The sequence below is a fragment of the Pseudomonas sp. Pme6b genome, assembly GCF_058129925.1.
This window is the reverse complement of the sequence record NZ_CM176704.1, coordinates 1,722,651-1,744,989: the sequence shown is the minus strand read 5'-3', so window position 1 is coordinate 1,744,989 and position 22,339 is coordinate 1,722,651. Positions and strand designations below refer to the sequence as shown.

Below are 22,339 nucleotides of genomic sequence, written 5' to 3'. Positions count from 1 at the left end.
CCGCCGGGGTGCAGGTTACATAACGGGATATGACAGGCAGCGTCTGATATGCAGACGCTGCCCATAAAGCGCTATCAGCGCTTGCGCAGAATCACGCTGCCAATCGAGTAACCGGCACCGAACGAGCTGAGCACGGCGAGCGCGCCCTCGGGCAAGTCATCCTGATAGGTATGAAACGCAATGACCGAGCCTGCCGAGCTGGTGTTACCGTACGTGTCGAGAATCACCGGCGCTTCCTCTACGGTGGCATCACGACCCAGCAGCTTCTTGACGATCAACTGGTTCATGCTCAGGTTGGCCTGATGCAGCCAGAATCGTTTGACGTCAGTGATGTTGATACCGTTGTCCTGCAAATGCGCCGCGACCAGCTCGGCGACCATCGGGCACACCTCGCGGAACACCTTGCGGCCTTCCTGCACGAACAGCTTGTCCGGCGCATTCTGGCCCTCGTCCGAGGTACGGTTGAGGAAACCGAAATTGTTGCGGATGTTGTTGGAGAATTTGGTCAACAAACGAGTACTGACGATATCGAATTGGTAAGGCGAGGTGGCGAGATCCGCGCGCTCGACCACAACGGCTGTGGCCCCGTCGCCAAAAATGAAATGGCTGTCACGGTCACGGAAATTAAGGTGCGCGGTGCAGATTTCCGGACTGATCACCAGCAAGGCGCGGGCCTGCCCCAATTGCACGCTGTTGCAGGCTGCCTGAATGCCGAAGGTGGCCGAAGAACAGGCCACGTTCATGTCGAAACCATAGCCCGCGACACCCAGCGCTTCCTGAATCTCAATGGAAATCGCCGGATAGGCGCGCTGCAAGTTGGAGCAGGCAACGATTACACCGTCGATATCGGCAGCGGTTTTGCCTGCACGTTGCAAAGCCTGCTCGGCCGCAGCAACCCCCATCTGGCAGAGGATCGACCATTCATCATTGCCGCGCTCCGGCAGGTTGGGCTTCATGCGCTGCGGGTCGAGAATGCCTTGCTTGTCCATGACAAAGCGGCTTTTGATGCCCGATGCTTTTTCGATGAACGCGGCGCTGGATTCACTGAGTGCTTCCACTTCACCACGTTCGATAGCCGCTGCGTTGTCGCTGTTGAACTGTGCGACATAGGCATTGAAAGACTGCACCAGCTCTTCGTTGGAGATGCTGTTGGCCGGGGTAAACAGGCCTGTGCCACTGATGACGAAGTTGTGCACGGTCGTTCCTCTCTTATTGAGTTGCAGGTAAACACCTGCTCAGGCACGGTGTTCGGAGGCCCTCTGTTTTTGGGACCAACGTACCAGTGCGACTGTAAAAGCTGCCCGCAACAGAGAGCAGCATTTCATGACACGGTGAAGACAGGCGCGGAGTGTGCCACAGAGCCCGGTTTTGGCGCTATCGGGCCAATGAATATAGGCCTGATAGCGACAATTGACTGTGCTGAAGGCCGACGCAGGATCAGCCCTCCACCTGACTCCACTGCTTGCTCAACCGTTTGTCCGACACCGGCATTTTGGTGCCTAACTGCTGAGCGAACAGCGACACGCGATACTCCTCCATCCACCAGCGATACAGCGCCAGTTCCGGGTCGCGCTTGCCTTCCTGGGCGTGCTTGTCGGCACGTGTCTGGTATTGCGTCCACAGGCCTGCCAGCTCGATGCTCCACACCCGGTCTTTCTGCACCTGACCTGGCAGTTTTTCCAGACGCATCTCGATAGCCTTCAGGTAGCGCGGCAGTTCCTTGAGCCACACCGCCGGGGTTTCACGCACGAAACCGGGGTACACCAGTTTGCTCAGTTGCGCCTTGATATCGTTGAGGGCAACCGCCTGCGACAGGTCAATCTTGCCTTTGAAGCGCTTTTGCAGTCCGTGCCACAGCTTGAGAATCTCCAGCGTCAGCTTCGCCAGCCGTTCGGCGTGTTCGGTCCAGTCGGCGCGCTTGCGCTCAGCCAGCGACAACAGGCCGGCACCGTCGCGCGGCAACTTGGCTTCACCTTCCAGCACGCAACTGTCGAGGCTGGCCAGCAGGATGTCCTCTATCAACGCATCGATGCGGCCAAGCTCGCGGTGCAACAAGGCCAGCTCGGTCTGCCCCGGCAGTTTGTTACGCAGGAACTTCGCCGGTTCAGCCAGCTGTTGCAGCAACAAACGCTGCAAAGCACGGCGATGCTGATATTCAGCTTCGGCCTGCGTGGAGAACCGGCCTTCCTTGACCGCTCCGCCCTCTTCGACCAACGCGGGATAAACCGTCATCGACAACCCGGCGATGTTCTGCTGAGTCTTTTGCGCCACCGCAGCAAAGGCCTTGGCCTGCACCGGCTGCTGGCTTTTCGCGGTTTGAGGTACGGCCAGTGCGGCCTGGCTCGCCTCGGCAAAGCGCGCCGTCAGCTCGGCCAGATCACGACCCTCACCGAGAAACTTGCCGCTGCCATCGACGATTTCCAGGTTCATCTTCAGGTGGCCTTCAAGCTGCTGCGCGGCTTCAGCCCAGCCCTCTTCGCTGACCCGCACGCCGGTCATGCGCAGAAGCTCACGCCCCAGCGCCTGGGGCAATGAGCCCTCGCCGAAGGTAATACGTTGCAACGCGGCCTTGATGAAATCCGGGACCGGCACGAAGTTCTTGCGCACCGCTTTGGGCAGGTTGCGCACCAGCGCAATGCTCTTGGTCTCGAGCAAGCCCGGCACCAGCCACTCCAGGCGCTCGGCAGGCAGCGACAGCAACAGGGGCGCAGGGACGCGCAAGGTCACGCCGTCACGTGGGTGGTTGGGCTCGAAGTGGTAACTCAGCGACAGACTGAGGTCGCCCAGGTGCAAGGTATCCGGATACTGCGCGGCGGTAACTTCACTGGCCTCGCGGGCCAGCACATCCTCTTCGCGCATGATCAGCAGTTGCGGGTTCTTCTGGCTTTCAGTCTTGTACCAACTGTCGAACGTGGCCGTCTGATGAATCTCGGCCGGGATTCGCGCTTCATAGAAGCTGAACAAGGTGTCTTCGTCAGCCAGAATATCGCGACGTCGAGCCTTGGCCTCCAGCTCATCGAGCTGCTCCAGCAGGCGGGTATTGGCACTCAGGCATTTGGCCCGCGACAGGATGTCACCGCGCACCAGACCTTCGCGAATGAACAGCTCGCGCGACACCACCGGGTCAATCGGCCCGTAATGCACCGGACGGCGACCAACCACGATCAGGCCGAACAGCGTAATCTGCTCGAACGCTACGACCTGCCCGCGCTTCTTCTCCCAGTGCGGCTCGAAATGATTTTTCTTGATCAGGTGGCCAGCCAGCGGCTCGATCCAGTCCGAATCGATCTTGGCCACCATGCGCGCGTACAGCTTGGTGGTTTCCACCAGCTCAGCGGTCATCAACCACTGCGGGCGCTTCTTGCCGAGCCCGGAAGACGGGTGAATCCAGAAGCGCCGCTGCCGTGCGCCAAGGTAGTCACCCTCGTCGGCCTTTTGCCCGATCTGACTCAGCAGACCAGAAAGAATGGCCTTGTGGAATTTCGGGTAATCGGCCGGTTCCTTGTTGACCGTCAGTTGCAGATCGCGGCAGATCAGGCTCAGCTGTCGATGGGAATCACGCCACTCGCGCAGGCGCAGGTAATTCAGGAAATTGCGCCTGCACCAGTTACGCAGCGGGCTGGCCGTCAGGGTCTGGCGCTGCTCTTCAAAACCGCGCCACAGATTGACCAGCCCGGCGAAGTCCGAGTCGGCGTCTTTCCATTGCGCATGGGCCTGATCAGCCGCCTGCTGACGCTCGGGTGGACGCTCACGCACATCCTGCACGGACATGGCACTGGCCACGATCAAGACTTCCTGCAGGCTGCCCTGCTTCGCAGCTTCCAGAAGCATGCGACCCATGCGCGGATCCACTGGCAGGCGCGCCAGTTGACGGCCCAGCGGGGTCAGCTGATTTTCGCGATTGACTGCCGACAGCTCCTGCAACAGGTTGAAGCCGTCGCTGATCGCCTTGCCATCCGGCGGCTCGATGAACGGGAAATCGGTGATCTCACCCAGACGCAGGTGCAGCATCTGCAGGATGACCGCTGCCAGGTTGGTGCGCAGTATCTCGGGGTCGGTGAATTCAGGTCGACCGTTGAAATCCTCTTCGCTGTACAGACGCACGCACAAACCGGGCTCGACGCGCCCGCAACGGCCTTTGCGCTGGTTGGCGCTGGCCTGCGACACGGCTTCGATCGGCAGGCGCTGGACCTTGGCGCGATAGCTATAGCGGCTGATGCGTGCAGTACCGGTATCGATCACATAGCGGATGCCCGGCACGGTCAGCGAGGTTTCGGCCACGTTGGTGGCCAGCACCACACGACGACCCGGATGGGACTGAAAGATACGCTGCTGTTCGGCAGGCGAAAGGCGTGCGTACAGCGGCAGAATTTCGGTGTGCCTGAGCTGCGCCTTGCGCAGTACCTCGGCGGCATCGCGAATCTCGCGTTCGCCGGGCAGAAACACCAGCACGTCGCCCGGGCTCTTGCGCTCGCTACGCTCAAAGGACGCCAGCTCATCCAGCGTGGCCAGAATGGCCTGATCGACTGTCAGGTCTTCTTCGACGCTGTTGCCTTCCTCGTCCTGCTCGCTGGTCAGCGGGCGGTACCAGAGGTCGACAGGGAAGGTACGCCCGGACACTTCGATCACCGGCGCATCGTTGAAGTGCTCGGAAAAGCGCTGCAGGTCGATGGTCGCGGAGGTGATGATGACTTTCAGGTCCGGACGACGCGGCAGCAGGGTTTTCAGGTAACCCAGCAGGAAGTCGATGTTCAGGCTGCGTTCGTGGGCTTCGTCGACGATGATCGTGTCGTAGCGCTCAAGAAAGCGATCATGCTGGGTTTCGGCCAGCAGAATACCGTCGGTCATCAGTTTGATCAGCGTGTTGCTGTCGCTCTGATCTTCAAAGCGCACCTGATAACCGACCAGCGCGCCCAGCGGTGTGCCCAGCTCATCGGCCACCCGGCTGGCCACGCTGCGTGCGGCGATCCGGCGCGGCTGGGTATGGCCGATCAGACCGTGCTGGCCGCGACCGATTTCCAGGCAGATTTTCGGCAATTGGGTGGTCTTGCCGGAGCCGGTTTCACCGGCAATGATCAGCACCTGATGCTTGAGCAAGGCCTCCTTGATCTCATCGCGTTTGGCGGCGATGGGCAGGTTGTCGTCATAACGGATCGTCGGCACGCTCTCACGCCGCGCCGTCACCTGCGCACAGGAGGCTTGAACCCGCGCTACCCACTGCGCCAGCTTCGCCTCGTCAGGCTTTTTGCGCAGGTCATGCAACTGACGGCGCAGGCGATGACGTTCGCTGATCATCGCTTGGTCGAGGTTTTTCAGAAGTTGGTCGATAGAGGGCGATTCGTCGGTCATCAGGCGCGCAGGGTCTTTTTTCAAATGGCAGGTGCGGATTGTCGCAGATTGTGGCGGGTCGTGACGAATGGCCTGAATGCCAGGCTATCCATCGCGGTCATGGTTTGCCGGCAGCACTGCTCAATTACAACAAAGTATGAGGTACGAAATACCGGACGCTCCGCGTCCTTTTTGCGACGCAGAGCGTCGAGACCTGCATTCCCACGCTGGAGCGTGCGGAACGATAATCTCAACTATCGTGCGGCGCTCCGCCCTACTTCTTCACGCCCAGCTTCTTCAATTCCTCATCACGCAGCTCGCGACGCAGGATCTTGCCGACGTTGGTAGTGGGCAGAACCTCTCGGAATTCCACGCTACGCGGCACCTTGTAGCCGGTCAGGTTGGCGCGCATGTGCTCCATGACCTGTTCCTTGGTGAGGGTAACGCCCGGTTTGGCCACGACGAAAACCTTGATGGTTTCGCCTGACTTCTCGTCCGGCACGCCGATCGCCGCGCATTGCAACACGCCCGGGAGCGTGGCCAGCACGTCTTCCAGTTCGTTGGGGTATACGTTGAAACCGGAGATCAGAATCATGTCTTTCTTGCGATCGACAATCCGGATGTAGCCATCGGGCTGGATGATTGCGATGTCACCGGTCTTGAGCCAGCCATCACTGTCGAGCATTTCATCGGTGGCTTCCTGGCGCTTCCAGTAGCCTTTCATGACCTGAGGGCCCTTGATGCACAACTCGCCGGTTTCACCGAACGCCAGCTCGTTGCCAGCATCGTCGATAACCTTGCACAGCGTCGACGGCACAGGAATACCGATAGTGCCCATCTGCACGTCTTTAGCGGGATTGACCGTAGCCACCGGGCTGGTCTCGGTCATGCCATAGCCTTCGCAGACCTGGCAGCCAGTGACCTGCTTCCAGCGTTCGGCAGCGGACTGCTGCAGGGCCATGCCGCCGGACAGGGTAACTTTCAACGCCGAAAAGTCGAGGTTGCGGAAACCCTCGTTATTGCACAGGGCCACAAACAGCGTGTTAAGGCCGACAAAGCCGCTGAACTTCCATTTCGAAAGCTCCTTGACCATGGCCGGCAGGTCACGAGGGTTGCTGATCAGGATGTTGTGATTGCCAAGCAGCATCATCGCCATGCAATGAAAGGTGAAGGCATAGATGTGATACAGCGGCAGCGGCGTGATGATGATTTCACAGCCTTCGCCCAGATTTGACGCCATCAGCGCGCGGCATTGCAGCATGTTGGCGATCAGGTTGCGGTGCGTCAGCATTGCCCCCTTGGCCACCCCGGTGGTGCCGCCGGTGTACTGCAGCACGGCAACATCGGCGCTGCCGGGCGACACGTCGGTCACTGGCTGACCACGGCCCTTGCCAAGCACATCGTTGAATTTGATGGCCTTGGGCAAGTGATAGGCCGGGACCATCTTCTTCACGTACTTGATGACGCTATTGATCAGCAAGCGCTTGAACGGCGACAGCATGTCGGCCACTTCGGTGACAATCACCTGCCTGATCTGCGTCTTGGGTACGACCTTCTCGGCCAGATGGGCCATGTTTGCCAGACACACCAGCGCCTTGGCACCGGAGTCGTTGAACTGGTGTTCCATTTCACGCGCGGTGTACAGCGGGTTGGTGTTGACCACGATCAGCCCGGCGCGAATCGCACCGAAGACGGCAATCGGGTACTGCAATACGTTGGGTAGCTGCACGGCGATACGGTCACCCGGCTGCAGGTCGGTATGTTGCTGAATCCAGGCGGCAAACGCGCCGGACAGCTCATACAGCTCGCCGTAGGTGATGGTCTTGCCCAGGTTGCTGAACGCCGGCTTGTCGGCGAAGCGCTGGCAGGACTGCTTCAGGACCGCCTGGACGTTAGGGTACTCGTCGGGGTTGATATCGGCAGGGATACCGGACGGGTACTTGTCCTTCCAGAAGTTATCAATCATTCAGTCGGCTCCGTAGCGATAGCGAATTCTTCACATCGCCTGAAGCGATGATTTTCTTGTGCTTGGAATTATGCAGTAGACGCTTTTTCGCTTTATGACTGATCAAAAAGCGCGCCGAGAGTAGCAGCTTTGCCAAAGGCCGACTAGAGGCAGAAGCAGGCCACACAGTCACGAATACGACCAGAAACCAACAAACAGTCACTTTAAATTCATTTAATAAATTTTCATCATCACGCCGAAAGTACCGAAACAGAGCGGCCAATCAATATAATCGCCTGTTTCCGAAAAAAACTGACCCCGTTTACAGCGTTCTGCAAACGGGGCCAGGTACACACATGGAGACGATTAAAGGGTCAGGCGATGTCCCGAAGCTCGCGTCGCAGAATCTTGCCCACCGGAGTCATCGGCAATGAATCACGCAGAACGATCTGTCTGGGCACCTTGTAGCCGGTGAAATTCTCTTTGCAGAAGGCCTTGAGCTCTTCAATGCTCAGCTGCGGGTCTCGCGCCACCACGAACAGCTTCACGGCCTCCCCCGAGCGCTCGTCCGGCACGCCGATACAGGCGCAGTTGGCGACTTTCGGATGGGCCATGACCACGTCTTCGATTTCATTGGGGTAGACGTTGAAGCCGGACACGATGATCAAGTCTTTCTTGCGGTCGACGATACTGACGAACCCGTCAGCGCCAATCACGGCAATGTCACCGGTCTTGAACCAGCCTGCGGCGTCCAGGCATTCGGCCGTGGCATCAGGCTGGTTCCAGTAGCCTTTCATGACCTGCGGCCCCTTGATACACAGCTCGCCACGCTCGCCGAAAGGCAACTCGATGCCATCGTCATTAATGACTTTCATCGCGGTGCCGGGCACGGGCATGCCCACGGTTCCCAGGCGTGCCAGGGCGCCATAGGGATTGGCGCTGGCGACAGGCGACGTCTCGGTCAGGCCGTAACCTTCGACGATCGTGCAGCCGGTGATCTGCGCCCAGCGCTCGGCCGTGGCCTTGACCAGTGCAGTGCCACCGGAGTTGGTGCTTTTCAGCGCCGAGAAATCCAGATTCTTGAATTCCGGGTGGTTCATGAGCGCCACGAACAGCGTGTTGAGGCCGATCATGGCAGTGAAGCGCCACTTGCCCAGCTCCTTGATGAAGCCGCCGATATCGCGAGGGTTGGTGATCAGGATGTTGTGATTGCCGCTGATCATCATGCACATGCAGTTCGCCGTGAACGCATAGATGTGATAGAGCGGCAACGGCGCAATCATCACCTCCTTGCCCTCTTCAAACAGCGATCCGCCTTGCGGTCCTTGCTGGCGCATGCAGGCATAGACTTGCTGCATGTTGGCGACCAGATTGCCATGGGTGAGCATCGCGCCTTTGGCCAGCCCCGTGGTGCCACCGGTGTATTGCAGAACGGCAACATCCTGCAGACCTCGCGGTACGACCTGCATGCGGCTCTCGCGCCCCAGGCGCAGCGCGCGCTTGAAGCCGACGGCCTGAGGCAGATGGAATTCGGGGACCATCTTCTTGACCTTGTCGACAAGGGTATTGACCAGCCAGCCCTTGGCCGCCGACTGCATGTCGCCCATTTTTACTTCGATCAGGTATTCGATGGCCGTGTCCGGCAGCACTTCCTGCACCAGCTTGCCGAACAGGTTGAGGTAAACCAGCGCTCTGGCACCAGAGTCCTTGAATTGATGGCGCATCTCGCGTGCGGTGTACAACGGGTTGGTGTTGACCACCGTCAGACCGGCGCGCATCGCACCGAATACGGCGATCGGATATTGCAGGATATTGGGCATCTGTACGGCAATGCGATCACCCGGCACCAGTTGAGTATGCTGCTGTAGATACGCGGCGAAGGCGGCGGAGTGACGCTCGAGTTCCGCGTAAGTCAGCGTCACGCCCATGTTGCTGAACGCAGGCCGGTCGGCGAATTTCCTGCAGCAGCGCTCGAACACCTCGACGACCGATTGGTAGGTTTGCAGATCCACCTCGGCGTCGACACCCGCCGGACGCTTGTCATCCCAGAAGTCAGCTTGCATTATTTTTATCCTTTTTCCCTGCATGGGTCTGGGCGGACGTTAGCAGTTAAAGTGTCTCAGGCAAATGATCGTCCGGGCCTCATCAGCAGCATGAATCTTGTCTCTGTTCAGACTGAAATCTGTCGTCGGCGATACACTGCTCACGGCAATCGGGCTGGTAAAGATACTTGCCCGATCGCTCAGTAGCCGTATTCACATGGCGTTTGCTTATTATTTGCCTTGAATGTGATCCGGGGAGCGCCAGCAAGCGTCTGAATGATCTTGTCCGCGCATTGGCGGCGACAGGTCATCAAGTGTTACAAATCAAGGCCAGGTCGGATTGCACGAACCGGCACGCTTCAATTCATTTTTATTGTCAGGACAGCCACATGACTCAAGTCACCAACACGCCTTACGAAGCTCTTGAAGTCGGTCAGACCGCCAGCTACAGCAAGACAGTGGAAGAGCGTGACATTCAACTGTTCGCCGCCATGTCCGGAGACCACAACCCGGTCCACCTGGACGCCGAATACGCCTCCAAGACCATGTTCAAGGAGCGTATTGCCCACGGCATGTTCAGCGGCGCACTGATCAGTGCGGCGGTTGCATGCAAGTTGCCTGGCCCTGGCACCATCTATATCGGTCAGCAGATGACCTTCCAGAAGCCGGTGAAACTGGGCGATACCCTGACTGTGCGCCTGGAAATCCTGGAAAAACTGCCGAAATTCCGCGTGCGCATCGCCACCCGTGTTTTCAATCAGAACGATGAGCTGGTTGTAGACGGCGAAGCCGAGATTCTCGCCCCGCGCAAGCAGCAGACCGTCGACCTGACCGTATTGCCCGAGATCACTTTCGGCTGATACCCGGAACCGGCGCGCGCACCTGCGGCCGCGCCCGGGCTCCACTGCTGACCTGAACACAAATTCATGATGCCCTCGGAACTGTTTTGGCTGCGCTTTCCACTCAGGAAACCAGCGCTACCTTATCCGGATCACGAATCGTTCATTCCTGCAGGCAGGGCAATCACCCATGAATATGATCACCCGAAATTATTATCCCGTCTCCGGGCAGCCAACCCAGGGCATAAACCCGCAAGCCGATAACAGTCCGCCACCTCAGGTCACGTCCGGCAATGGCAGCAAGCTGGTCGACTTCGCACCGCCGCAGCAGGCAACAAGGTTGCAGTCGTCGTTCAATGGCCTTGGCTCCAGGGCGCAAACGCCCGCTACAAACGCAGCCTCGGGTGCAACTGAAAACCCCGTCGAGTTGTTGCTGAACAAGCTGGTGGAAGCCATTCGCACCATCCTCAAGGATCTGTTTTCCAGATCACAAGGGCATCAGCAGGACGGCTCGACACCGGCACCTGCGCCGTCTGAACGGGAACAGGCGCCGACCTCCCTTCAGTCTTCATCAGCCCCCTCTTCAGGGTCGCCGTCATCGTCCGGCAACACAGAAAAGCCGTTCGTGGTGAAAAACGATTATCCGACCGACAAACCGGTCTCGCTGCAAAAGAGCGCCACAGCAGCGCCGTCTGATACGGCGCGCACTTCGGCGTCAGCCCAAGGCAATACGCCAGCCGCCAATCAGTCTGCGCCCGCCAAAACGTTGCCAACCGCCACAGACAGATCTGAGACCACAGAAAAAGTGGCGCAACCCGCGCACCGAGCGGGCAACGGTCCTGGGGCCGACATGTCCGGAATGGTCGGCTTCGCCAAACAGGCGAACACCACCGGCGGTAATGGTGGCGAAGTCGTCACGGTCAATACCGTAGCGGACCTCAAGAAGTACATGGAGGACGACAAAGCCCGTACCGTCAAACTGGGGGCCAACCTGTCTGCCGACAGCAAGGTGACCATCAACTTTGGCGCCAACAAGACCCTGCTGGGTACCGACAAGGGCAACAGCCTGCACAACATCTACCTGGCCAGCGGCAAGACCGCCAGCAATGACATCTTCCAGAATCTGAACTTCGACCACGACAGCCGTTATCGCGAAAACGGTGACATGCAGATGTTCATCAGCAGCGGTCAGAAATACTGGATCGATCACAACACCTATTCAGGCACCAAGGATCAGAACGCCAAAGGCCTGGACAAACTGCTTTATGTCGGCGGGACGGCAGACAACGTCAGTCTGACCAACTCGAAACTCCAGAACAACGAATATGGCGTGATTCTCGGTCAGCCGGACGACTCCGCTCAAGCCAAGGCCGAGTACAAGGGTTACCCGCGCATGACCATCGCCAACAATGTGTTCAGCAACCTGGATGTTCGGGCACCCGGCCTGATGCGGCATGGCGACTTTGACGTTTACAACAACTCGATCGACAACTTCCATCTTGGCTTCACCGCGACGGGGGATGCGACCATCCTCTCGCAGGCCAACTATTTCGCAAAAGGCGTGGATGTTTCCAACAAGGCCAGCAACTCCGGCGCGCTGGATGACTATGGCGATGCGCACTTCAAGGACATCGGCAGCAATGTCAGCTTCACCCAGAAGTCACCGGTGACCGCCTGGACGCCCAGCTATCAGCGCGACATCAAGACCGCCGAAGCCGCCAGAGCCTATGACTTGGCCAATGCCGGCGCCAAAACCGTGAGCTGATAGCGCCCGGCGTCCGATGCAGGGCGTGGCATGCAGACGAAAAAAAGGGCGACCGAAGTCGCCCCAAGTGCCTTGCGTGCTCATTGAATGCATGCAGGCGCGTGTCCGCCCACAACGCATTCGATGGAGCAAGATTAAGGCAGCGAACATAACGGCGAGTTGATCCAGATCAGCTGTTGCTGAACCAGACTGATCAGATCAAGGGTGTGGCGGCTGGATCAGCGTTTTTTGGGCTTTTTCTTCGGTTTTTTGCTGCTCAATGGCATCGCCTGTTCGAAGGCGTTACGCACTTCATTGAGGCGCTTGTCATTCAGATCGTGGATACGCTTGGCGCGCTCGGCACCCAGGTCGATCAGTTGTGCATCGTCGCTCATGGCTTGCGGTTCTCGAACACGGGAAATCAGGGCCAATAATGCTCAATCGCAGCAGCCCTGACCAGTCCCGTGATCAGTACAGCCCTGGGCGGTGCAGCAATCAGATCTGAATATCCACCCAAAGCCCCTGGCGCGGCTCGTCGTCGATGAGCGGTACAACGGGTACGGTGTTGTCGGCGTTCAGCGAATCACCCGGGACCACCAGTCCCACGTATTCCTCGGCTTCTCCGCCGCCATGAGCCTGCTGCTGTTGCTGCTGGCGCTGTTGCTCTTCACGCAACGGCAACGCGCTGCGTTCAGTATCTTCATTGCGCAGGTCGATGGAGGTCTCGCTGGAGCTCTCCTGCACCGGCGCTACAGGTGGAATGTCCGGCATGCGTTTGGCCGGATCCAGCTGTGATGTCACAGGCACCACACTTAACGGAAGCATAGGTTGCAGCATGGTTTTACCTCCTCTTACCGGGGTTTCGGCCGTGCACGAGGCAACTTGAACCGGGCTGAAAGAGCCAGTGGTGGTTTATAAGATCTTTTTTGACCCCTCTCAGTGAAATAAGTGTCATGGAACCAAAAATTCGATAGGTTCCGGCGCTGACCATGAGTTTTTTCACGCTGCCTTTGGCCTTCGGGGCGTGTTCCGTTAACATACTCAGCTTTTTCAAGCGGGAGACAGGCAGCATGGCGCAGCAGTATCAACCGGGGCAACGCTGGATTAGTGACAGCGAAGCCGAGCTGGGTTTGGGCACCGTTCTGGCACAGGACGGCCGCTTGTTGACCGTGCTCTATCCGGCCACTGGCGAAACACGTCAGTACGCACTGCGTAATGCGCCGCTGACCCGCGTGCGTTTCTCCCCTGGCGACGTGATCACGCACTTCGAAAACTGGAAAATGACCGTTCGCGAAGTCGACGATGTCGATGGCCTGCTGGTCTACCACGGCCTGAACGCGCAGAACGAAGTGGTGACACTGCCGGAAACCCAACTGTCGAACTTCATCCAGTTCCGTCTGGCTACCGACCGTCTGTTCGCTGGCCAGATCGACCAGTTGTCCTGGTTTTCGTTGCGCTACAACACGCTGGAGCACACCAGCCGCCAATTGCAGTCCTCGCTGTGGGGCCTGGGTGGCGTGCGGGCACAGCCTATCGCCCACCAGTTGCACATCGCTCGCGAAGTCGCGGACCGTATCGCGCCGCGCGTTCTGCTGGCCGACGAAGTGGGTCTGGGCAAAACCATCGAAGCCGGTCTGGTGATCCATCGCCAACTGCTGTCGGGCCGCGCCAGCCGCGTGCTGATTCTGGTCCCGGAAAACCTCCAGCACCAGTGGCTGGTGGAAATGCGTCGCCGCTTCAACCTGCAGGTCGCGCTGTTCGACGCCGAGCGCTTCATGGAAAGCGATGCAGGCAACCCGTTCGAAGACACCCAGCTTGCACTGGTTGCCCTGGAATGGCTGGTCGAAGACGAAAAAGCCCAGGACGCCCTGTTTGCGGCAGGCTGGGACCTGATGGTAGTCGACGAAGCCCACCATCTGGTCTGGCACGAAGACAAGGCCAGCCGCGAATACTCGCTGGTCGAACAACTGGCCGAAGTCATTGCCGGCGTACTGCTGCTGACCGCGACCCCGGAACAGCTGGGTCAGGACAGCCACTTCGCCCGCCTGCGCCTGCTGGACCCGAACCGTTTCCACGACCTCAAGGCCTTCCGCGCCGAAAGCGAGAACTACCGTCCGGTGGCTCAGGCCGTTCAGGAGTTGCTCGATAAGGGCAAGCTGTCTGCCGAGGCGCAGGAAACCATTCACGGCTTCCTGGGTGCCGAGGGCGATTCCCTTCTGGCGGCCGTGAATACCGGCGACGACGAAGCCAAGGCGCGCCTGATTCGCGAACTGCTGGACCGTCACGGCACCGGCCGCGTGCTGTTCCGCAACACCCGTGCCGCCGTGCAGGGCTTCCCGGAGCGCAAGCTGCATCAATACCCGCTGCCCTGCCCTGTGGAATACCTTGAGTTGCCGGTTGGCGAACACGCCGATCTATACCCGGAAGTCAGCTTCCAGTCGCAGCCGGAAGTCAGCGAAGAAGAGCGCTGGTGGCGCTTCGACCCACGCGTCGACTGGCTGATCGACACGCTTAAAATGCTCAAGCGCGTCAAGGTGCTGGTCATCTGTGCCCACGCCGAAACCGCCATGGACCTGGAAGACGCGCTGCGCGTACGTTCCGGCATTCCGGCCACGGTCTTCCACGAGGGTATGAACATCCTTGAGCGCGACCGCGCGGCTGCTTATTTTGCGGACGAAGAATTCGGCGCTCAGGTCTTGATCTGCTCGGAAATCGGCAGCGAAGGCCGCAACTTCCAGTTCTCTCACCATCTGGTGCTGTTCGATCTGCCATCGCACCCGGACCTGCTGGAGCAGCGTATCGGACGTCTGGACCGGATCGGCCAGAAGCACACCATCGAGCTGCACGTACCTTTCCTGGAAACCAGCCCGCAGGCACGCCTGTTCCAGTGGTATCACGAGGCGCTCAATGCGTTCCTCAATACCTGCCCGACCGGCAACGCCCTGCAGCATCAGTTCGGCCCGCGCCTGCTGCCGCTGCTGGAAAGCGGTGACGACGACGAGTGGCAAAGTCTGATCGACGAAGCGCGCACCGAGCGCGAACGCCTGGAAAGCGAACTGCACACCGGTCGCGACCGCTTGTTGGAACTCAATTCCGGCGGCGCCGGCGAAGGCGAAGCGCTGGTTGAAGCCATTCTGGAACAGGACGATCAGTTCAGCCTGCCGATCTACATGGAAACCCTGTTCGACGCCTTTGGCATCGACAGCGAAGACCATTCGGAAAACGCCCTGATCCTCAAGCCAAGCGAGAAAATGCTCGACGCCAGCTTTCCGCTCGGCGACGACGAAGGCGTGACCATCACCTACGATCGCAATCAGGCGCTGTCTCGCGAAGACATGCAGTTCATCACCTGGGAGCACCCGATGGTTCAGGGCGGCATGGACCTCGTGCTGTCCGGCTCGATGGGCAACACCGCCGTGGCACTGATCAAGAACAAGGCGCTCAAGCCGGGCACTGTCCTGCTGGAACTGATCTACGTCAGCGAAGTGGTTGCTCCTCGCTCGTTGCAGCTGGGGCGCTACCTGCCTCCTGCCGCGCTGCGTTGCCTGCTCGACGCCAATGGCAACGATCTGTCGAGCCGTGTGTCGTTCAACACCCTCAATGATCAGCTCGAAAGCGTGCCTCGTGCCAGCGCCAACAAGTTCATCCAGGCGCAACGTGACCAGTTGACCCCGAGAATCAATGCAGGCGAAGAGAAAATCACCCCAAGACACGCAGAACGTGTGGCCGAAGCACAGCGTCGTCTGGCAGCCGACACTGAAGAGGAACTGGCTCGCCTGACGGCATTGCAAGCGGTCAACCCGACCGTGCGCGACAGTGAACTGGTCGCCCTGCGCAGCCAGCGCGAACAAGGCTTGGCCATGCTTGAAAAAGCAGCCCTGCGCCTGGAAGCGATCCGGGTACTGGTTGCGGGTTGAAGCCTTGATACGCTCCGCGTCCGGTCTTGAGTGTGCGGCGCGGCGCAGATTTGTGACGCGGAGCGTCACGCACGGCATTCCCACGCGGGAGCGTGCGGAACGATAATCCAACTATCGTGCGACGCTCTGCGTCGCATGCCGTTCTGGACGCTCTGCGTCCGATCTTGCGTGTGCAGTGCGGCGCAGATTTGTGACGCAGAACGTCACGCACGGCCTTCCCACGCTGGAGCGTGCGGAACGATGACCTTAACTATCGTGCGACGCTCCGCGTCGCATGCCTTTCTGGACGCTCCGCGTCCGATCTTGAGTGTGCGGCGCGGCGCAGATTTGTGACGCAGAGCGTCACGCACGGCCTTCCCACGCTGGAGCGTGCGGAACGATGACCTTAACTATCGTGCGACGCTCTGCGTCGCATGCCGTTCTGGACGCTCTGCGTCCGATCTTGCGTGTGCAGTGCGGCGCAGATTTGTGACGTAGAGCGTCACGCACGGCATTCCCACGCTGGAGCGTGCGGAACGATGACCTTAACTATCGTGCGACGCTCTGCGTCGCATGCCGTTCTGGACGCTCTACGTCCGATCTTGCATCTGCGCGATCACTGCCTGGCCACCACAATTCCCTGCGCCAACTCCTCCACCGGCTCGTCAGCCGCCATTCTCGCCTTCATCCGCTCGGCATCCCGGCTGAAACAGCGCGAAGCCTGATACAGGAACAGCAAGGTCAGAAACAGCGCTGCCGGGATCAGGTACATGGCATCGTGCAAACCGATGGCTTTAAAGCTTTCGCTCATCACCTCGACACCTGCAACGCCCATCGCAGCATGGGCAAAGTGATCAGACAGCAAACCGACCACCACCGGCCCCAGCCCTCCACCCAGCAAATAAAGCCCGGCAAAGAACAGCGCCATGGCCGTGGCCCGCAGGCGCGGTTCGATTACGTCCTGAATAGCGGTGTAAACGCAGGTATAGAAGTTGTAAGCGAACAGCCAGACTGAATACCCCCACGAACACACCGATCCCGATCTGCCCTGCATGCAGCGCATAGCCTGTGGCCAGTGCGGCGATCAACATGCTGATGGTCGCAAACAACAGCCGTCCATTGGAAAAGCGCTGGTGCAGTTTGTCGGCTATCCAGCCCCCAAGCGTCAGACCGATCAGCCCGGTTACGCCGACAATAACCCCGGTCGCCACTGCAGCTTCCTGCAAGGGCAGCAGAAAATAGCGCTGCAGCATCGGCACCATGAATGAATTGCAGGCGTAAGTCGCAAAGTTGAAGGTCAGACCGCCCAGCACCAGCCAACGAAAGGTCGGAATCGACAGCACACGGCGGATCGGCTTTTCAATCTTCGCCTCTGACATCCGCACGCTTTCAGCCGCGCCGCGCCTGGGCTCCTTGATGAAAAAGATGAACACGACCAGCAACAGACCAGGAACCGCAGCGATAAAGAACGGTGCGCGCCAGCTGTCAAACGCCTTGACCATAGCGCCGATGGTAAAGAACGCCAGTAGTAGACCCAAAGGCAGACCCAGCATGAAAAGCCCCATGGCCCGCGCACGCCGATGGGCTGGAAACAGATCACCGATCAGTGAGTTGGCAGCAGGCGCGTAGCTGGCCTCACCTATGCCGACGCCCATTCGCACCAGCAGGAAGGTCCAGAAACTGCCCACCATGCCATTGACCGCAGTCAACCCGCTCCAGACCGCCAGCCCGCAGCCCATGAGTTTCTTGCGCGACCCGTTATCGGCCATGCGCCCCAATGGCAGACCGGCGAAAGCGTAGACCAGCGTGAATGCGGTCCCCAGCAACCCCAGTTGAAAGTCACTCAAATGCCATTCCAGACGAATGGGCTCGACGATAATCGCCGGGATGGTGCGATCAAAGAAGTTGAACAGATTGGCCAGAAAAAGCAGGAACAGCACGCGCCAGGCATTGGCAGCCTGAGTAGCGTTTTCAGCCTGGAGCGTGTTCATAAGGCATCCATCCCTTGACTCTCAGTCACTTCAATCTAGAAGCAGAAGCGCTATCTGTCTGTAAACATTCGTAACTACGCACGGAACATGATGGCCTTTTATAACTATTCGTTATTGAGTCAATATCAAAATGGCCGCTCGCAGGGGTGGCAGGTTGTAAACAGCTTCTATACTCAGCTCAAATCGCCAGGTCCTGAGGCTTGGCGCTCTTGTAGTGAGAATAGGGCGCGCTATGGAGTGGCTGGGTTTGAACGTATTCGCTGGCCTCCCAGCGGACGGGCAATTATTGATCGACTGCAGTCATAACCTGTTTCTGGTAGCGCTGGCTTACGGTGTGGCTTGCGCCGCATCCTTCGCCACGCTGGATATTGCCGACCGTGTCATTCAGGTCGACGCCATCAAGAGCCGTCGCCTGTGGAAAGCACTGGGCGCGTTATGCCTGGCGGGCGGCGTGTGGGCAATGCATTTCATCAGCATGCTGGCGTTTCAGGCCCCACTGAAAATCTCTTACGACCTGACCGTCACGCTGGCTTCCCTGCTGATCGTGCTGATCACTGCACTGGTGGCCATGAGAGCCCTGACCATCCCTGAGCTGACGCTCAGGCGCTGTCTGATCAGTTCGCTGGTCATGGGGACCGGCATCAGTGTCATGCACTATCTGGGTATGTCGGCGATGCGCTCCGCTGCCACGCAGTACTACGAACCGCGGATGTTCGCGCTGTCGATCGTGGTTGCCGTCCTTTCCAGCATTGCTCTGCTGACACTGTCCCGGCATCTGCGTCAGTACAACGGCATGTTTCATCAGATGTTCCGCTACGGGGTGAGTCTTCTGCTGGGTGCGGGTTTGCTGACCATGCACCTGATGGGCATGAGGGCATTGCGACTGGTCATGCCCGAAGGCGCCACGCTGCACATCCCCGGCACCGAAAACAGCCAGCAGCTTGGGCTTACCATTGCCGCCATCACCCTGCTTATCATCGCCGGCAGCATCAGCGCGGCAATGGCCGACAAGAAACTGCAAGGCAAGGAGCATGACCTGCAACGCGTCAACGCGCTGCTCAGCCAGCTGGATCAGGCCCGCGTCTCGCTTCAGCAGGTGGCCCATTACGACCCGTTGACCAACCTGATCAACCGCCGGGGCTTCAATCAGATATTTGCCGAAAAGCTGCAGGAGCACACCTACAACAACGGCATGCTTGTAGTGATGTTTCTGGACATCGACCACTTCAAGCGCATCAACGACAGCCTGGGCCATGACGCCGGTGACGAACTGCTCAAGGTGATTGCCGAACGCATCCGCAGCGCCACCCGTGTGCAAGACGTGGTCTCCCGTTTCGGGGGCGATGAATTCTGCATACTGCTGAGCATTCCGGACTACGAGGAGGCACGACACCTGGCCTATCGGGTCATGCAAAAAATGAAGGAAACCATCGCGCTGGCAGGAAGGCGCATGGTCATGACGACCAGTATCGGTATCGCCGTGTTCCCGCGTGACGGTTCAACCTGTGATGAACTGCTCAAACACGCAGACCTCGCGCTTTACCAGTCCAAGGACAACGGGCGCAACAGGGTCAATTTCTTCAGCCCCGCGCTCAAGACCAGGGCCAGCCTGGAGCTGCATCTGGAGGAGGAACTGCGCAATGCCCTGCGCGAAGAGACCGGCCTGCAGGTCTACTATCAGCCTATCGTCGACATGCATACTGGCCACGTTGCCAAGCTGGAGGCACTGGTGCGCTGGAATCACCCGCAACACGGTTTGCTGGCTCCCGGGCGCTTCATCGGCATTGCCGAGGCCAACGGTCTGATCGCCGAGCTGGATAACTGGGTGCTGCGCCGCGCCTGTCACGACCTGCGCACACTGCGTCAGGAAGGGCTGGAACAGCTGATCATCACGGTCAACTGCTCGGCACTCACGCTGGGCCGCGACGAACTGGTCGAAGAGGTCGAGCAGGCACTGGCCGACGCCGACGTTGCACCTGGCCGACTGGAACTGGAGGTGACCGAAAATGCGTTGATGGGCAATATCAGCAATACCATTCTGATGCTCAAGCACATTCGCAGCCTGGGGGTCTCCCTGTCGATTGACGACTTCGGCACCGGCTACTCATCACTTGCCTATCTCAAGCGGCTGCCACTGGACACGCTGAAGATCGATCGATCATTCATCATTGATATTCCCCAATCCCCACAGGATATGGAAATCGTCCAGGCGATTCTCGTCATGGCTCATACCCTGCACCTGAAAGTCGTCACGGAAGGCGTGGAAACCCCGGCTCAACTTGAGTTTCTCAGCCGATTCGGCAGTGATTACGTACAAGGCTATCTGTTCAGCAAGCCTCAGCCACTGGAGCGAATCCTGCCCCTTGCCAGACAGATGAACGAGCGCGAACCGACAACCCGTTGGTCTGCCCTGCCACCACCGCACATGCACGGCCCGGACATCGACGTTTCAGAACCTGCCGATGTGTTTGCCGACCTGACCGACAATGACGAATTTGCCAGTCACAGGCCCGTCCGTACCTGACGCTACGCTTTGTAGTCACTGGTGGGCAGGTGTGGTTTTACGCTACGTCGACGCTGGGACAGTTACCTTCCAACTCACTCCAGCAAATCGTCAGACACCTAAATGGTGCGCAAATCAATCCTGCGCTCTGTTTTGAATCAGAACCCAAGGTGCCACCACTACAGCCCAGAGCGAAGGATCGGTCTCCACCAGCTCAAGCGCCTTGCTTTCCGAGACCTTTCCGACCTGTCCTTCAGCCAGCCATGCAGACACCCTCACTGCATCATTTTCGGCCACGGCCTCGGCAACTTCGATCAAATCCAGGGGCAGCTCGACCCACAACAGGGCACCCTTGGCAAAGAATGGTTGCAATTCAGTCCAGGTGATTGATGCGGTTTCGCCAAGCAGTTTGGCATAGAGGGTGCTAGGTTCTTGCGTCATGGGTTTTCACCAGAAAGAAAATCGGCGCAATGATAGCGCCGACTTTCCCATCGGCAAGCCCAGAAGCAGGTGATTTATCGCGGGAAAGTGCAGATAACCTTATGGATCTGAAGCGATTTCAGGGCCTCAGGCGGTTTGATTCTGTAACTTTCTTTCGATTAAGCGACACGCATCGGTTTGTCCCCAAACGCCCGGCTTTCCAAGCCAACGAGCGGCACTCTAAACTGTTCCGGTACAGTTGGCGGCGTGGGAGAACCGGTGATCGAATCCGGTCCTGGAGCCTTGGCCATCAGGATTATAAAAACTACAACGCAAGAGTGGAGCATCATGACTAAGGGTACCAATAAGCTTTCAAGGCTGTTTGCCGCACTGGTTATGGCGGGGGTTGCCAGCCATTCGTTCGCAGCTGACACCATCAAGATCGGCATCGCCGGCCCCAAGACCGGCCCGGTTGCCGAATACGGCACCATGCAGTTCAACGGTGCCAAAATGGCCATCGAGCAGATCAACGCCAAAGGCGGCGTGGATGGCAAAAAGCTTGAAGCCGTCGAATACGATGACGCCTGCGATCCGAAACAGGCCGTTGCGGTCGCCAACAAGGTGGTCAACGATGGCGTGAAATACGTGGTCGGTCACCTGTGCTCCAGCTCCGCCCAGCCAGCGTCCGACGTTTACGAAGACGAAGGTATCATCATGGTGACCCCGGCGGCCACCAGCCCGGAAATCACCGCACGCGGCTACAAACTGGTATTCCGCACCATCGGTCTCGACAGCGCCCAGGGCCCGGCCGCAGGCAACTACATTGCCGACGTCGCCAAGCCGAAAATCGTTGCTGTGATTCACGACAAGCAGCAGTACGGCGAAGGTATCGCGACAGCAGTCAAGCAGACGCTGGAGAAAAAAGGCGTCAAGGTTGCTCTGTTCGAAGGTATCAACGCAGGTGACAAGGACTTCTCGTCGCTGATCGCCAAGCTCAAGCAAGCCAACGTCGACTTCGTCTACTACGGCGGCTACCACCCGGAGCTGGGTCAGATCCTGCGCCAGTCCAAGGAAAAGGGCCTGAACGCGAAGTTCATGGGACCTGAAGGCGTGGGCAACGAGTCCATCTCGCAGATCGCCGGCGATGCTTCGGAAGGCCTGCTGGTCACCCTGCCAAAATCCTTCGACCAGGACCCGGCCAACCAGGCTCTGACCGAAGCCTTCAAGGCCAAGAAAGAAGACCCGAGCGGCCCGTTCGTCTACCCGTCCTACTCCGCCGTTCAGGTCATTGCTGATGGCATCGCCGCCGCCAAGTCCGAAGACACCGCCAAGGTGGCTGCTGCCATCCATGCTGGCACCTTCAAGACCCCGATGGGCGAGCTGAGCTACGACGACAAAGGCGATCTGAAGAACTTCCAGTTCGTGGTTTACGAGTGGCACTTCGGCAAACCGAAGACCGAAGCCGCCAAATAAGCTGCTTGCGTTAACCCTCAAAGCCCACTGCCAGCGCAGTGGGCTTTGTTTTACGAATCCAGGCCCGTACGCACATTTCGGCGACCCGAACTGCATGCACGAGGCCCCCTGAAAATCTTAAAACCGTCAACAGCGGTTCCCTGACAGCGCGACAGGCT

The 22,339-nt window shown here is 58.9% G+C and carries 12 protein-coding genes and 2 pseudogenes; 6 read left to right on the top strand and 8 right to left on the bottom strand.

Annotated features, from left to right (window positions below):
• Positions 1-74: 74 nt before the first annotated feature.
• From AC4ANE_RS07895 to fadD2, 4 genes are all read right to left on the bottom strand, one after another.
• Positions 75-1,196, bottom strand: coding sequence for a beta-ketoacyl-ACP synthase III (locus AC4ANE_RS07895; protein ID WP_002554792.1), 1,122 nt, complete (start codon positions 1,194-1,196; stop codon positions 75-77).
• Positions 1,197-1,437: 241 nt separating this feature from the next.
• A complete protein-coding gene (gene hrpA, locus AC4ANE_RS07890) occupies positions 1,438-5,349 on the bottom strand; it encodes an ATP-dependent RNA helicase HrpA (RefSeq protein WP_002554793.1) in 3,912 nt (1,303 codons plus the stop codon).
• A gap of 253 nt (positions 5,350-5,602) precedes the next feature.
• On the bottom strand, positions 5,603-7,294 hold the full coding sequence (fadD1, locus tag AC4ANE_RS07885) for a long-chain-fatty-acid--CoA ligase FadD1 (RefSeq protein ID WP_002554794.1): 1,692 nt from the start codon (positions 7,292-7,294) through the stop codon (positions 5,603-5,605).
• 353 nt (positions 7,295-7,647) lie between these two features.
• Positions 7,648-9,336 (bottom strand): long-chain-fatty-acid--CoA ligase FadD2, encoded by a 1,689-nt coding sequence (gene fadD2 / locus AC4ANE_RS07880; RefSeq protein WP_002554795.1) that lies wholly within the window; start codon positions 9,334-9,336, stop codon positions 7,648-7,650.
• A gap of 368 nt (positions 9,337-9,704) precedes the next feature.
• Between fadD2 and AC4ANE_RS07875 the strand changes: the two genes are divergently transcribed.
• Positions 9,705-10,175 (top strand): MaoC family dehydratase, encoded by a 471-nt coding sequence (locus tag AC4ANE_RS07875; RefSeq protein WP_002554796.1) that lies wholly within the window; start codon positions 9,705-9,707, stop codon positions 10,173-10,175.
• Positions 10,176-10,344: 169 nt separating this feature from the next.
• The gene (locus AC4ANE_RS07870) at positions 10,345-11,919 is read left to right on the top strand and encodes a pectate lyase family protein (RefSeq protein ID WP_002554797.1); all 1,575 of its coding nucleotides are present in this window, start codon (positions 10,345-10,347) and stop codon (positions 11,917-11,919) included.
• Between the two features lie 218 nt (positions 11,920-12,137).
• On the opposite strand, the gene AC4ANE_RS07865 is transcribed toward AC4ANE_RS07870, so the two are convergent.
• The gene (locus AC4ANE_RS07865) at positions 12,138-12,293 is read right to left on the bottom strand and encodes a hypothetical protein (protein WP_002554798.1); all 156 of its coding nucleotides are present in this window, start codon (positions 12,291-12,293) and stop codon (positions 12,138-12,140) included.
• Positions 12,294-12,393: 100 nt separating this feature from the next.
• On the bottom strand, positions 12,394-12,735 hold the full coding sequence (locus tag AC4ANE_RS07860) for a hypothetical protein (RefSeq protein WP_002554799.1): 342 nt from the start codon (positions 12,733-12,735) through the stop codon (positions 12,394-12,396).
• A 233-nt stretch (positions 12,736-12,968) separates the two neighbouring features.
• Here AC4ANE_RS07860 and rapA point away from each other — a divergent pair, with 233 nt between their 5' ends.
• Complete coding sequence (gene rapA, locus AC4ANE_RS07855; protein WP_004667845.1) at positions 12,969-15,815, top strand: RNA polymerase-associated protein RapA; 2,847 nt, start codon at positions 12,969-12,971, stop codon at positions 15,813-15,815.
• Between the two features lie 595 nt (positions 15,816-16,410).
• Here the strand turns inward: rapA and AC4ANE_RS07850 are convergent.
• Positions 16,411-17,785 (bottom strand): annotated as a pseudogene (locus tag AC4ANE_RS07850) (spinster family MFS transporter).
• Positions 17,786-18,017: 232 nt separating this feature from the next.
• Here AC4ANE_RS07850 and AC4ANE_RS07845 point away from each other — a divergent pair.
• Positions 18,018-20,309: a putative bifunctional diguanylate cyclase/phosphodiesterase gene (locus AC4ANE_RS07845; RefSeq protein WP_031595824.1), complete on the top strand. Its 2,292-nt coding sequence runs from the start codon at positions 18,018-18,020 to the stop codon at positions 20,307-20,309.
• A 114-nt stretch (positions 20,310-20,423) separates the two neighbouring features.
• On the opposite strand, the gene AC4ANE_RS07840 is transcribed toward AC4ANE_RS07845, so the two are convergent.
• Complete coding sequence (locus tag AC4ANE_RS07840) at positions 20,424-20,729, bottom strand: DUF2288 domain-containing protein (RefSeq protein WP_002554802.1); 306 nt, start codon at positions 20,727-20,729, stop codon at positions 20,424-20,426.
• A gap of 29 nt (positions 20,730-20,758) precedes the next feature.
• Between AC4ANE_RS07840 and AC4ANE_RS07835 the strand changes: the two are divergent.
• Positions 20,759-20,980, top strand: a pseudogene (locus AC4ANE_RS07835) (hypothetical protein); the annotation flags it as partial.
• Between the two features lie 76 nt (positions 20,981-21,056).
• Positions 21,057-22,181, top strand: a complete 1,125-nt coding sequence (locus AC4ANE_RS07830; protein ID WP_002554803.1) for a branched-chain amino acid ABC transporter substrate-binding protein — start codon at positions 21,057-21,059, stop codon at positions 22,179-22,181.
• Positions 22,182-22,339: the final 158 nt, after the last annotated feature.

Coding starts and splice junctions, on each gene's coding strand:
- AC4ANE_RS07840 (WP_002554802.1), bottom strand. CDS start 20,729: ATGACGCAAGAACCTAGCACCCTCTATGCCAAACTGCTTGGCGAAACC.
- fadD1 (WP_002554794.1), bottom strand. CDS start 7,294: ATGATTGATAACTTCTGGAAGGACAAGTACCCGTCCGGTATCCCTGCC.
- hrpA (WP_002554793.1), bottom strand. CDS start 5,349: ATGACCGACGAATCGCCCTCTATCGACCAACTTCTGAAAAACCTCGAC.
- AC4ANE_RS07860 (WP_002554799.1), bottom strand. CDS start 12,735: ATGCTGCAACCTATGCTTCCGTTAAGTGTGGTGCCTGTGACATCACAG.
- AC4ANE_RS07875 (WP_002554796.1), top strand. CDS start 9,705: ATGACTCAAGTCACCAACACGCCTTACGAAGCTCTTGAAGTCGGTCAG.
- rapA (WP_004667845.1), top strand. CDS start 12,969: ATGGCGCAGCAGTATCAACCGGGGCAACGCTGGATTAGTGACAGCGAA.
- AC4ANE_RS07845 (WP_031595824.1), top strand. CDS start 18,018: ATGGAGTGGCTGGGTTTGAACGTATTCGCTGGCCTCCCAGCGGACGGG.
- AC4ANE_RS07870 (WP_002554797.1), top strand. CDS start 10,345: ATGAATATGATCACCCGAAATTATTATCCCGTCTCCGGGCAGCCAACC.
- AC4ANE_RS07865 (WP_002554798.1), bottom strand. CDS start 12,293: ATGAGCGACGATGCACAACTGATCGACCTGGGTGCCGAGCGCGCCAAG.
- fadD2 (WP_002554795.1), bottom strand. CDS start 9,336: ATGCAAGCTGACTTCTGGGATGACAAGCGTCCGGCGGGTGTCGACGCC.
- AC4ANE_RS07830 (WP_002554803.1), top strand. CDS start 21,057: ATGACTAAGGGTACCAATAAGCTTTCAAGGCTGTTTGCCGCACTGGTT.